The organism is Streptomyces coeruleorubidus (assembly GCF_008705135.1).
Lineage (GTDB): Bacteria > Actinomycetota > Actinomycetes > Streptomycetales > Streptomycetaceae > Streptomyces > Streptomyces coeruleofuscus.
The window spans coordinates 8,806,434-8,818,808 of the sequence record NZ_CP023694.1 but is presented as its reverse complement, the minus strand read 5'-3'; the positions used below and the strand labels follow the sequence as shown (position 1 = coordinate 8,818,808).

Annotated in this window: 9 protein-coding genes; 5 read left to right on the top strand and 4 right to left on the bottom strand. The window is 73.1% G+C overall.

Translation table 11 applies throughout. The annotated features are described in order from the left end of the window. Window positions 1-38: 38 nt before the first annotated feature. The 4 genes from grpE to CP976_RS40140 all read left to right on the top strand — a co-directional run bounded on the left by grpE (window position 39) and on the right by CP976_RS40140 (window position 6,731). Complete coding sequence (gene grpE, locus CP976_RS40155; protein ID WP_150484762.1) at window positions 39-581, top strand: nucleotide exchange factor GrpE; 543 nt, start codon at window positions 39-41, stop codon at window positions 579-581. A gap of 243 nt (window positions 582-824) precedes the next feature. Then, entirely contained in the window at window positions 825-1,811 is a 987-nt protein-coding gene (locus CP976_RS40150; protein WP_150484761.1) for a hypothetical protein, read from the top strand. Between the two features lie 121 nt (window positions 1,812-1,932). Further along, on the top strand, window positions 1,933-3,789 hold the full coding sequence (locus CP976_RS40145; protein WP_150484760.1) for an HSP90 family protein: 1,857 nt from the start codon (window positions 1,933-1,935) through the stop codon (window positions 3,787-3,789). Between the two features lie 2 nt (window positions 3,790-3,791). Next, on the top strand, window positions 3,792-6,731 hold the full coding sequence (locus tag CP976_RS40140; protein ID WP_150484759.1) for a hypothetical protein: 2,940 nt from the start codon (window positions 3,792-3,794) through the stop codon (window positions 6,729-6,731). A gap of 312 nt (window positions 6,732-7,043) precedes the next feature. Here the strand turns inward: CP976_RS40140 and CP976_RS40130 are convergent, their stop codons facing one another. After that, window positions 7,044-7,397, bottom strand: a complete 354-nt coding sequence (locus CP976_RS40130; RefSeq protein WP_190147020.1) for a hypothetical protein — start codon at window positions 7,395-7,397, stop codon at window positions 7,044-7,046. A gap of 174 nt (window positions 7,398-7,571) precedes the next feature. Between CP976_RS40130 and CP976_RS40125 the strand changes: the two genes are divergently transcribed. Beyond that, a complete protein-coding gene (locus CP976_RS40125; RefSeq protein ID WP_373304921.1) occupies window positions 7,572-8,579 on the top strand; it encodes a phosphotransferase enzyme family protein in 1,008 nt (335 codons plus the stop codon). A 16-nt stretch (window positions 8,580-8,595) separates the two neighbouring features. Here CP976_RS40125 and CP976_RS40120 read toward each other — a convergent pair whose 3' ends face one another. The 3 genes from CP976_RS40120 to tap form a co-directional block, all read right to left on the bottom strand. Continuing rightward, complete coding sequence (locus CP976_RS40120; RefSeq protein ID WP_150484757.1) at window positions 8,596-9,465, bottom strand: alpha/beta fold hydrolase; 870 nt, start codon at window positions 9,463-9,465, stop codon at window positions 8,596-8,598. A gap of 77 nt (window positions 9,466-9,542) precedes the next feature. Next, complete coding sequence (gene tpg / locus CP976_RS40115; protein ID WP_150484756.1) at window positions 9,543-10,097, bottom strand: telomere-protecting terminal protein Tpg; 555 nt, start codon at window positions 10,095-10,097, stop codon at window positions 9,543-9,545. A 12-nt stretch (window positions 10,098-10,109) separates the two neighbouring features. Next, window positions 10,110-12,353, bottom strand: a complete 2,244-nt coding sequence (tap, locus tag CP976_RS40110) for a telomere-associated protein Tap (protein ID WP_150484755.1) — start codon at window positions 12,351-12,353, stop codon at window positions 10,110-10,112. Window positions 12,354-12,375: the final 22 nt, after the last annotated feature.

The window sequence follows — 12,375 nt, the reverse complement described above, 5'->3', positions numbered from 1 at the left end:
CGAGATCGTCAAGATGACAAGCGGGAGGCCGGCTGACGATGACCGGGAGCGGGCCGCGGACGACCGAATTGGCGGAGCTGCGGCGCCTGGTGGAGGAGCGGACCGCCGATCTTCAGCGGGTGAAGGCCGACTACGACAACTACCGCAAACGGGTCCGGCGGGATCGCCTGGCCGTACGCGAGATCGCGGTGGTCAACGTGCTCCGGGCGCTGCTGCCCGTGCTGGACGCGGTGGACCGGGCGTGCGCGCACGAGCCGCTCACGCCCGGCCTGGAGGACATCGCCGACAGCCTGAGGGAGCAGCTCGGCGCGCTGGGCGTCACGTCGTTCGGTGAGGTGGGTGATCCGTTCGATCCCGCCTGCCACGACGCCCTGGCGCACCACGCCTCCCCGGACAGCGACCACCTGGTCTGCTCGGCCGTCCTCCGTCCCGGCTACCGCCTCGGCGACCACCTGCTGCGACCGGCCCACGTGGAGGTCGCGGGGCCGGCTCCACCCGCGAGGAACGCGCACGAGGGCGACCGCGGCGTACGGCCTTCCACCGACGGCGGTGCGCCGCCCTTCCCCATCGCGCGCGGCTGACCGGACCAGGGAGCCGGCCGGCGTGGGCCGAGCGCGGCGTACACCCGGCCGGATGCCGGCCTCATCACGCCTGGCACACCGTCCCCCGACGCCCTTCCCTTCGAAGGAAGTCGGCATCGATGCCCGCAGACACCCGTGGCCGCCCTCGCCGGTGAAGCATCGGTGAAAACCCTGCGGAAGCGGTGTCATGGGGGCCGCATATGCTGCACCGAACGATCACGTGGGATCAGGGGAGGGCGCGGCATGTTCGGCAAGCTGTTCGGCAGGGGTGCGGAGAGACCGGTGGCGGATCCCCACGCCCTGCCCGTCCCGCGCAGGCAGAAGCACGGGGTGTACACACTGCGTGCGCTCGGGGACGCGCGGGTGCTCGCGCTGGTGGAGGCCGCCGACGCAGGTGACTGGGAGGCGGTGAAGGCGGCGCTGGTCCCCTTCGATCTCGGCCGCGACCACCAAGTCCTCGGTGAACTGGCCGACCTGGACGGTGTGCAGGACTGGATCGGCCGCGCGGTCGAGGAGGACAAGGAGCACCGGGCGACGGCCCTGCTGATATCCGGGACGCGCCACATCAGCTGGGGCTGGGAGGCGCGCACCGCCGCGCGTGCCGTGAACGTCACGCAGGAGCAGTGGCGGGTTTTCCACGATCGGCTCCAGATCGCCGAGGAGCAGCTGCTCGAGGCCGCCGAACTGCGGCCGGACTGGGTCACTCCGTGGCGCCGCCTCCTCACCTCCGGCCGGGGCATGTCGCTGGGCCCCGCCGTCAACGAGACCCGGCGCGACGCCGCCCTGCGCCGCGACCCGCTGGACCTGGAGACGCACCTGGAGTGGGTGTCGCAGTTGCAGCCGCGCTGGGGCGGCGAGCCGGGCCAGGCCCTGGCGTTCGCCCAGGAGGCGCTCGCCCGCGCCCCGCAGGGGCACCGGCTCGGCTGCGTGATCGCCATGGCGTACATCGAGGAGTGGGTCGAGGCGGAGCGCGGGGACTACCTCGAAACTGCCGAGATCCAGGCGCAGTTGCGGGAAGCGGCGGACCACAGCATCCTCCACCCCGCCTACGTGTACCGCCCGGGCTGGCAGCAGGACTTCAACATGTTCGCCATGGCCCTGTCGCTGGCCGGTGAGCGCCACACGGTCCGCCGCGTCTTCCAGACGCTCGACGGTGCCTACACCAACTGGCCCTGGACCTACTTCGCGGAGCCCGAGAAGCAGTTCGCCCGCCACCACCGCCGCGCCTGAGCGCACGCCGGCCCACCATCACCGCCGCGCCTGAGCACGCGCTCCGGCTCACCATCACCGCCGCGCCCGAGTCGCGCCGGCCCCGATCCCGCCCGCCACCTCTCCCACTCCGGACTGCCCGATGACTCTGCCCGACACCGCCGCGAACCCGGCCGGCGCCGACCGCACCTTCCAGGTGGATCTGCGCGGCCTCGTCGATCTCCTCTCCCACCACCTCTACTCCAGCCCCAAGGTCTACCTGCGCGAGCTGATGCAGAACGCGGTGGACGCGCTGACCGCCCGGCACGGCCTCGAACCGACCGCCCCCGCCGGCGCCCTCGGCATCCGCCTGTACGCCGACGGTTCGGTGGTACGCGTCGAGGACGACGGCGTCGGTCTCACCGAGGCCGACGTGCACACCTTCCTCGCCACGATCGGCCGCAGCAGCAAGCGCGCCGAGAAGATCGCCGAGCAACGCGGCGACTTCATCGGCCAGTTCGGCATCGGCCTGCTCTCCTGCTTCCTGGTCGCGGACGAGATCCACGTCCTGAGCCGCTCCGCCCGCACCCCCGACGCACCGGCCGTGGAGTGGCGGGGGCGCGGCGACGGCAGCTACACCGTCCGCACCCTGCCCGCCTCCGCACGCCCCCGGCCCGGCACCACCGTCACGCTGACGCCGCGCGCCGACGCGGGCGAGTGGACCCGGCCGGCGCAGGTGCACGCGCTGGCCCGGCACTTCGGCTCCCTGCTGCGCCACCCGGTGACCTTCGACGACGGCACGGGCGGGCCGGGTGAGCCGGGGGCGCCCGTCAACCCCGAGCCCGCGCCCTGGGCGCGTACGTACCCCACACCGGGAGCCCGTTCCCGCGCGCTGGCCGCGTACGGCGAGGAGGTCTTCGGGTTCAAGCCGCTGGACACCATCGAGCTGGACCTGCCGGCCGTGGGCCTCAGGGGCATCGCGTGCGTGCTGCCCGAGGCGGTGCCGGCCGGGCGGCGCCACGGCCACCGGGTACACGTCAAGGGCATGCTGCTGTCCGAGCAGGCAGAGGAGATCCTGCCCGAGTGGGCGTTTTTCGTCCGGTGTGTCGTCGACGCCGAGAGTCTGCGCCCGACGGCGTCCCGCGAGTCCCTGTACGAGGACGACACCCTCGCCGCCGTCCGCGACGCCCTCGCCGAGCGGCTGCGCGCGTGGATCGCCCGGGCCGCCGCCAGCGACCCCGACCTGCTCGCCCGCTTCCTCCAGGCCCACCACCTGGCCGTGAAGTCGCTCGCCGTGCACGACGACGAGATCCTGCGGATGCTGTTGCCCTGGCTGCCGTTCGAGACCACCGACGGGCACACCACCCTCGACGAGTTCGCGCGCACCCACCGCACCGTGCTCGTGACGTCGAGCGTGGAGGAGTTCCGGCAGGTCGCCGCGATCGCCTCGGCCGCCGGGCTCGGCGTCGTCAACGGCGGCTACACCTACGACCGCGACCTGGTCCACCGGCTGCCCGAGATCAGGCCCGAGGCCAGCGTCGCCGACCTCGACCCGGCGACCCTCACCGCCCACCTCGACCCCGTCGACCGGGAGACGGAACTGGCCGCCGCGGCCTACCTCGCCCTGGCCCGCGACGCCCTCGCCGTCTTCGACTGCGACGTCGCGCTGCGCACCTTCCAGCCCGCCAACGCCCCCGCCCTCCTCGTCGACAGCCGCGAGGCCCGGCACGAGCGCACCCGCTCCCAGCTCGCCCGCGAGCAGGAAGGCGGCCTGTGGGGCGACATCCTCGGTGCGCTGCGCCAGGAGGCCCCGCGGGCCCAGCTGATCCTCAACCAGCTCAACCCGCTGGTCCGCGCCGCCGTCGCCATCGACGAGCCCGAGCTGGCCCGCACCAGCGCCGAGGCCCTCTACGGACAGGCCGCGATGCTGTCCCGGCGCCCGCTCAGGCCCGCCGAGTCGAGCCTCATCAACCGCTCCTTCCTCGACCTTCTCGCCCACGCCCTCCGCAAGGACAGCTGACGATGCCCACCGCACCCCATCCCCAGAGCACGGACGAGCTGTACCAGGCGCTCCAGGAGAACGACCGGCGCCCCTACGGCCGCACCCGCACCGTCACCGCCGAGGAACTGGTCGACGCCGCCGAGCAGTTCGCGGAGCCCGTCCCGCTCGTCCACGCGCTCCTCGAACTCCAGGAGGCGTACACCTACGGCGCCGAACCCCGCAAGTCGCCCGTCGCCTTCGCCCGTCTGCTCACCCTCTTCGACGAGCAGCCCGACGTCTTCGACGAGCGTCTGCGCCACATGCTGTTCTGGCGGTTCAAGTGGGTGGCCCACGCCCTGCGCCAGCTGCCCGAGGTGCCGCTGGCCAGTCTGCGCCAGTGGCTCACGGAGATGCGTGACCGGTACGAGAAGGCCGGCCTCGGCCTCCAGCCCTACTACGGGCAGGCGTACCAGCTCGCCGCCCACGTCGGCGAGGACACCACCCTCGCCTACGAGCTGTGGGCGGCCCGTACCCGCACCCGCCTCAGCGACTGCGAGGCCTGCGAGATCTGCGAGCGCGCCCTGTACCACCTGACGGCGGGCGACGACGAGCGGGCGCTGCGCACCTGGGAGCCCGTCCTGGCCGGGAAGGAGTCCTGCCGGGAGGAGCCGACCCGCTCCGTGTCGTACGCGCTGCTGCCCCTGCTGCGCACCGGCCGCACCGACCGGGCCCGCGAACTGCACCTCGCCGGCTACCGCGGCTGCCGCCGCGACCCCTCGATGGCCCAGGAGGTGGGCCGGCACCTGGAGTTCTGCGCGCTGACCGGCAACGAGGCACGCGGCCTGGAGCTGCTCGCCGAGAACCGGAGCCTGTTCGGGGAGGTCGACTCGCCGCTGGACCTGCTCGGCTTCCTCACCGGCGTGGAGGTCCTCCTCCAGCGCGTCGAGCTCCTCGGCCACGGCGAACTGCCGGCCGCGGGGTTCGCGGGCCGCACCTGGACGGTGGCCGGACTGCGCGCCGAGGTGCGCGGCCGCGCCGACGACCTCGCCGCCCGCTTCGACGCCCGCAACGGCACCACGGCCCACACCGACCGCCGCACGGCCCGCCTGGACCGTGCCCCGCTCCTGGACGCGCTGGAGCTGACCCTGCGCCCCCGCAGCCTCGACGACGTGGCCCCGGCCGCCCCGGTTGCCGCGCCGGTCGCCCGTACGGCCGCCGCCGTTGCGGAGTCGGTGCCCGAACTCATCGCCCGGGCACGGGTGTTGGACGAGCAGGGCTATCCGGACGCATCGGCCTGCTGGGCGCGGCTGCGCACGCTCGTCGCCGCCCGCGACTACACCCACCCCGACGACCCGGCCGTCGGCCCGCTCGTACGGCTGCGCGCGGACCTGCTGGCCGACGAGGCGAGCCGGGCCGGCGACAAGGACGAGTTCGCCGTCGCCGCCGGCCTCTACGAGGAGGCAGCGGGCCTGTACGACGACGCCGGACTGCCGGGTCAGGCGGCGCTCGCCCGCGCCAGTGCCCTGCTCGCCGCCGCCGAGGTCCCGGTGGAGGGCGCCGGCGCGACCGAGGCGAAGGCCGCCGCGCTCACCGCCGCCCACGCCTCCATCGTCCGTCTGCACGAGGAGACGCCCGGCCTCGCCCCGCACCTGGAGGCCCGCCTGCTGCGGATGCGGGCGACCGCGCTCGGCCTGCGCCTGCAGACCTCGGGGAGCCGGGAGCACGTCGCGCCGGTCCTCGCCGAAGTGGAGCTGCTGCACGCGTTCGCCACCCGTCACGATGTCGTCGGGCAGGTCTCCGGCGCCCTGCTCCTGCGAGCCAGCACGTACGCCCTCTCCGGCGACCTGCCCGCCGCGGTCACCGAGATCGACACCCTCCTCGACCGGCTGAAGGCGCACGGCCCCGCCTGGCACCTGCCCCGTACGCTCGGGCTGCGGGGCCGGCTCCAGCTCGGTCTCCAGGACGTGCAGGCCGCGCACGCGGACCTGACCGAAGGCCTGCGGCTGGCCGCCGACTGGCCGGCCGACGCGGTCGACGCCGCCCGTCTCCACGGTGATCTGGCCCAGGCCTGCATGTTCCTGGGGCGTCCCGACGAGGCCTTGCGGCACCTGACGCGCTCGGCGGAGCTGGACCTTCGCCACGGCAGCCGGACCGACGCGTTCTGCACCTACAGCAACGCGGCCCAGCTGAGCCTCGATCTCGGCCGCGTCGAGGACTGCATCGCCCTGCTCGACTCCCTCCTGGCCGAACCGGACGTCACCGCGGGAGAACTGGACGACCGGCTCGTCGCCCAACTGCGCCTGACCCGCGCCCGCGCGCTCCACGCGGGGGACGACCTCAAGGCCGCCACGGCGGAGTTCGTCGCCCTCGCGGCCGAGTCGGCCGGCTGGGACGACGACCCGGGAAGCCACGCCATGATCGCCGCGGAGACCGCCGTACTCCTCGGCGAGTCCGGCGAGTTCGGCCGGGCCCGCGAAGCCGCGGAGCAGGCACTCGCCGCCCATGCCCGGGACCCGCGCTACGAGCAGCTCAGCAACTGTTTGCGCGAACTCGCCCGGCTTCAGGGCCAGCAGCAGGGCCCCGACGGGCTGGCCGACGCGCTCGCCTTCCTCGCCGACGCCGGCCGCGTCGCCGATGAGGCCCGCGCCGCCGGGTACGAGGCCCGCGGCCGTTCCCTGGACTCGGCCCTGGCCTACGAGCACGGGCGGGTCAACGCCTACGCCGGTGCGTACGAGGACGCCCTGGCCGCCCTGGAGAAGGCCCTCGCCCTGCTCGGCGAGCCGGGAGCGGACCAGGACCACGCCGGGGAGTGGGCCGAGTGCGTCCGGCTCGCGGGTGCCGTGGAGGGCATCTATCTGGAGCGCCCCTCCCCCGCCCTCACCCGCCTGGACGCGGCGGTCGCCCGCCTCACGGCCCTGGGGCACACCGACGAGACCGAGCCGCTGACCTCCTTGACGGCCCGGCTGCGCGACGAGGAGTGAACACGGCGTCCCGGTGCCGGGGTGGGCTGCCGCCTCGGTACCGGGGCCGCCGCCTGCCCCTGAACCGGCCACTGCAGGTACCGGACGTCGCTCCGGGCCTGCGGACAACTCCTCGTCGTCGACCCGTCCCTCGCCCCGGCAGCTTTCCCGCCGGTCCTCCTCGGCGACGCCGGCACCCCAGCCCAGGGTGTGCTGGTCCCCTTGGCCGGCCCGGCACTCCTCGCCACCGCGGTGGCGAACACCGCCACCCGGCTACGACGTCTCCTCGACGAGGCACTGCGACGGGCGCTCAGCACGAGCCCGCGTCATGGATCAGGCCCGGTTGAGCCGGGCGGCGATTCCGTGGCCGATCAGCAAATAGATGACCGCCGGGAGGCCGTAATTAAGGACAACGCGTAGACCCTCTGTGTCCATGGTGAAAATGTCCTGCGCCCATCCGGACAGCCAGTCCGCCATTCCGTGGACGAACTCGACGAAGGGATTCGCCTGGTTCGCGTCGAGCAGGTAGAGCACGATCCACAGGCCCAGCAGTCCGGCCGCGATATCGGCGATCGTGCAGGTGGCGAGGCCTATCCGCCGCGCGGTGTCCTGGTTGCGCTCGGGGCGGCCAGGGCCCGGGGCCTGGTCGTACGCCTGATATCCGGAAACCGGGTCGGTGCCGTTCACGAAATATTCCCATCTCGCGTGTGCGATGTCGACAAGGGTCGCCCGAGGCAGTGAGATTCAGCCGCGGACTGGCCTGTTTCTGCTTACCTCTGCGCCGTGCGAGCACCGCCGTGTTACACCTCCGGGAAATCGGCTTGTGGCTGCCGGCTGCGTGGTCAAAGCTGACTCGCGATGATGCCCTTGACCGAGATCGACCGACTGAAGCAGACCGTGTCCGCAGCATGGGACAGCCCGATCGCCGACCAGGTCGCCGCGCAGTGGGGTTACCCCGCCGGCACCGCCAGGTGGTGGCGCTCCAGTGCCTCACATGTTTTCGTGCTCCCGGACGACGGCCGACGGCGGTATCTGCGGTTCGTGCCCGGCTCCTGCCGCGGACCTGAGTCCCTGGCCGTGGTGGCCGAGCTGATGGCACGGCTCAGCGACGGCGGCTCGGCGGTGGTGCGGCCGGTCGCCGCCGAGTCCGCAGCGCTGACCGTGACCGTGGCGACCGGTCTCGGTGCCATGCACGCCATGGTGGTGGAACCGGCTCCCGGCGCGGAGGTCGACGTCAGCGAACTCACCGAATCGCGAGCGCGGCAGTGGGGGCAGGCACTGGCCCGGTTGCACCGCGATGCCGCCGGGCTCGGTGCCGGGCTGCCCGAATCGTTCGGCGAACTTCCGGATATCAATGAACTATTCGCCGATGACGCCGAGTTGGTCGAGGCGACGGCGCGGCTCACCGACGTGATGCGCGAGTTGCCGCGTTGCGAGGACCGCTGGGGTGTGGTGCACGGCGACTTCGAGCTGGACAACATGGCCTGGGAGGAGGGCGGCCCGACCGCCTACGACTTCGACGAGGCCGCCCTCTCCTGGTACGCCGCCGATATCGCCTTCGCCGTGCGCGACCTGACCGACCGCACCGGCCGGCCCGCGGCCGGGCACCGGGCACGGTTCGACGCCTTCCTCGACGGCTACCGCGGCGTGCGCCCGTTCGACGATGAGGAGCTGGGGCGCCTGCCGCTGTTCGCCGGCCTGCACGCCGCGGCTTCTCTCGTGCGCATCACCCGCGCGCTGGGCGAACCCGCCCGGCAGGAACCGGATTGGCTGTCCGAGCTGCGCGCCGATCTGACCGGCATGGCCCGCACCCACCGGCAACTCGTGATCGACATCGGCCGGGAAGTGGGCCGAGAGATCCACGAGTGAGGTTCGACGGCCGCTGTCACGACGGTTGAAGCAGCCCTCGAACGAAGTCGGAGACCAGCGCCGCCACCACTTCCGGAGCCTCCAGGTTCATGGCATGAGTGGCGTCGATCCGGCTGACGGTGATCGTCGGCCGGGCGCGGCAGAGCACGGCCAGTTCGTCGGAGACCTCTTGCCCGAACCGGGTGCTGAATTCGTCGAACCACTCCATACCGGGCACCGGCGGCAGCCGTCGGCCGGCCTGTACCAGCAGCAGCGGGCAGTCGGCCCCCTCCAGCCATGCGGCGACACCGAGCGCGCCGAGCTTGTGGAGTTCGTCCCGGATCTCCAGCGCCGTCGCCCGTTCCGGAAGCGTCTGCCACGTGCCGTCGGGCAAGAGGCGTGCGGCCGCGCGGGCAGCGGCCTCCGCACGGCCGGCGGGAATCCCGAGCCGGGCAGAGTCGTTGACGGCCTTCTCTGCGATGTACTCGGGTGGCGCGACGGCCCCGGACGACGCCAGCAGCGCCTCACCCACCCGGTCGGCTCCGGGGTACTCGCGTCCCCACCAGAAGCCGTCGAGATTCACGGCGGCACGGGCACGGGCACGGTTCGGGTTCGCCCGGGCGTACTCGACCGCGACCATTCCGCCGAGGGAATGGCCCACCAGGACGGCCTCCGGCACGCCGTGCGCGTCGAGCGCGTCCGCGAGGTGCCGCACGACGGTGGGCATGGTCCAGGGCGAGATGCCGGGAGAGCGACCGTGGCCGGGGAGGTCGACGGAGAGGACGCGGTGCCCGGCGGTGAGGAGGGTGGCGGCGGCGTCCCAGTCGGCGAGCGACCGTGAGAAGCCGTGCAGCAGAACCAGTTGAGGGCCATCGCCCCCATAGTCATGGACATGTAGGAGTGTCATCGGGTTGCACTGTAGGGGGCACACAGCGAGTCGAGCACCGGATTAAAGATCGCCGGGAGCGCGGAGGCCATCGACGGTCAGAGGTCGAACTCGAGGTGCTCCACGTCGGTGAACTCGACTTCGAGGCCGTGGGCGCGGCGGCCGTTGTCGCGGAAGTACACCTCGCCCAGTGCCTCGGCCGCGATGTCCCGCAGTTGCTGTTCCGTGCCGCCGGCCTCCTTGGCCTCGAAGAGGCGGGCGGCGTACTGCGGGGGCAGGGCGACGGTGAGATGGCGCAGCCGGGCGTCGTCGGTGGTGCCTGGGGCGGCGGTGTAGCCGAAGCGGGCGCGGGTGTCGATGACGATGCCGTCGGTGGTGGCCGCCGTCTGCTTGGCCCTGGCCCGGATCTGGGGCTGCCACCGCGCCGTGACCTCGCGCTCCATGCGCTGCGCCAGGTCGGCACGGGGCTTTTTGATCTGGTCCTTCACATACCGTTCGACGGTGCGCTGGGTGATGCCGAGCAACTCGGCCACCGGCCTGGTGCCCTTGAGCTGCCTGACCAGGTAGCGCATCTGTGCACCCGCGCTCCTGGGGATCGGGCGTGTGAACGCCTTCCGCAGCGCGGCGTCGAGACCGTCCCCGACCGTGTCCATCGGCTCGCTCCCCTATTCCCCGTCGTCCTTGGCCGTGACCTCACCGGTCTTGATGTAGCGGGCGAGGTTGAGGACCTGTCCGTGTTTCTCCCGCACCGCTTCGGCCCACAGAGTGGTCTGGGTGCCCTCGTGCTTGACCATCCCCGGCGACACTCCGAGCCGGAAGCTGCCGGGCACGGTCTTGCCGTCGGCGTCGTACGGCAGGACGTGGAGCGGGCTGGGACCGTCGGCGGCGTAGACGGCGCAGTCCGACAGGACCGCCACCGGGTACTGGCCGGTCGCGACGGCCAGGTTGAGCATCTTGCGGTGCATGTTGATCCGGGCCCGGGAGATGACGACGGCGCGGATGTCGGGCCGCCATGTCGGGCGGGAGAGGGCGGGCCAGGGCTGCCCGGGCTTCCAGCCGCCGCCACGCGCCCGTTCGCGCAGCTTGCCGATGCCGCCCTTCACCGTGGACTTGATCGCGTCCAGGACGATCGCCATCTCGGGATCGCGTTGCCTGTAGCCGTCCATCGCCGTCAGGAACTCCGGGGTGCGGAGCTTCTCGCCCACGCCCAGGTCCGCCATGGTGTCGACGTACGCGTTGCGCAGCCGCTTGTACCAGCCGTCCAGGAACCTGCCCCGGTCCTCCCTCACCCAGGCCTCGGCCGGGGCGACGTCGTAGCCGAGCTCCACCGCGTACGCCACCGTCGGAGTCGCGTACCAGGCCGGGCCCTGCGGGCGCTCGCCGGTCGGCGTGAACGGGCTGGGCAGCAGCGCGCCCTCCAGCCGGCGCCACTGCTTGCCGACCAGGACGCGGGAGAGGTCGACGTGGGAGAGGTCGACCAGCCATGACCCGGGCAGCGTCGGGTCGAAGGCGGGGCGGGTGAGGTGCACGGGCGGCGTCGCCAGGCCGACGACGGCTCCGTTGGCGGCGGCGCCGAAGGCGAGGTTGACGTCGATGCCGACCAGGTACCGCCGCATGCACTCGGCGTCGGTGAGCTCGCGCGCCCAGTCGTACGCCTCCTCGAACAGCATCTCGTCCGGGCCCCGCTGGTGGAAGCGGGGCAGACCGGCGAGCAGTGGATGCCCGTCCGGGGCCTCGCACGGGGCGCAGTCGATCGGGTGCTCGCCCAGCGAGCCGGGCCGGTGTTCCTTGTGCCGCTTCCCCGTCTCGTCCGCCTCGCTCGCCCGGGTCGGCGGATTGAGGGCGGTCATCAGCTCCAGGCCGGTGACGGCCGTCGAGCCGCGCGGCGTCATCACGCGGGCCGCGTAGGTGCCCAGCACGCGGGCGAGTTCCGCCGGTTCGAGCTGCGCGGCGTGGCCCCAGGTGCGGGCGTCGAGCGCGTTCCACGAGGGGATGCACAGTTGCACGCACTGGCGCTGCCGGCCCTGGGCGGGGCGGTAGATCCGCGCCCACGGCCCGAAGCCCCGCTTGGTCAGCCGCCAGTCGGCCCGGTCCAGTTGCCTGAGGATCTTGTGGCCGTCCGGGAGGCGTCCGGCGAGCCGCTCGGCGTCCGACAGCTCCACCGGGAGCCCGTACCGTTCGCACGCGGCCTCGGTGAGGACGAGCAGCGGGTCGGCGTCCTTGCCGGAGCCGTGCAGCCTGCCGGCCCCGAGCCGGGCCTCCTTCAGCGTCCACTCCACCAGCGCGGGAAGTGACTTGGCGGGCACGTCGAGGACCAGGCCGCCGATGCCGTAGCCGGTCACCTGGGAGCCGTCGTCGGCGTCGACGACGAGCAGCGGACCGTTCGCGAACCGCGGGTCGGTGTCGGTGGTCGGGGGGTTCGCCGGGGCAGCCTTCCGGGTGCCGGGGCGGCGCGACGTCGACGACGGCCTGGTCGTGTCCCCGGCCGCCGGACGCGGCACGGCGGCCGGACCGGTGGGGCGAGGTGCGGCGTTCCCGGGAGGAGCCGCCGGGGTCGGGTCCGTTGATCCTGTGCGCGGTTCGGCTGCCGATGGTGTCGGCACGGCGGGGGCAGGGGCGGCAGGCGTCTCGGGAACCGACGTGTCCTTCGGGGGCACAGCGGCGTCGGTGGCGGGGTAGAGCTGGGCGAGCTGCTTGAGCAGGCGGGCGTACGCGTCGCGCTCCGGCGGGCGCGGTTCGGTCTTGCCGGCCTCCCAGCCGCTGACCGTCGCGCGCCGTACTTGCAGAGCGGCGGCCACCTCGTCCAGCGTCAGGCCGTGGGCCTGGCGCAGCCGCTTGCGTTCCGCCGGGGGCGGCAGCGGGGAGCGGGACGCGACCAGGGCGTCGACCGCGTCGAACAGCTCGGACATCGAGCACCTCCGACTCGCCACC

Bases quoted from the DNA above. Each gene is read 5' to 3' on its own strand.
- grpE (WP_150484762.1), top strand. From the start codon at position 39: ATGACCGGGAGCGGGCCGCGGACGACCGAATTGGCGGAGCTGCGGCGC.
- CP976_RS40150 (WP_150484761.1), top strand. From the start codon at position 825: ATGTTCGGCAAGCTGTTCGGCAGGGGTGCGGAGAGACCGGTGGCGGAT.
- CP976_RS40145 (WP_150484760.1), top strand. From the start codon at position 1,933: ATGACTCTGCCCGACACCGCCGCGAACCCGGCCGGCGCCGACCGCACC.
- CP976_RS40140 (WP_150484759.1), top strand. From the start codon at position 3,792: ATGCCCACCGCACCCCATCCCCAGAGCACGGACGAGCTGTACCAGGCG.
- CP976_RS40125 (WP_373304921.1), top strand. From the start codon at position 7,572: ATGCCCTTGACCGAGATCGACCGACTGAAGCAGACCGTGTCCGCAGCA.
- CP976_RS40120 (WP_150484757.1), bottom strand. From the start codon at position 9,465: ATGACACTCCTACATGTCCATGACTATGGGGGCGATGGCCCTCAACTG.
- tpg (WP_150484756.1), bottom strand. From the start codon at position 10,097: ATGGACACGGTCGGGGACGGTCTCGACGCCGCGCTGCGGAAGGCGTTC.
- tap (WP_150484755.1), bottom strand. From the start codon at position 12,353: ATGTCCGAGCTGTTCGACGCGGTCGACGCCCTGGTCGCGTCCCGCTCC.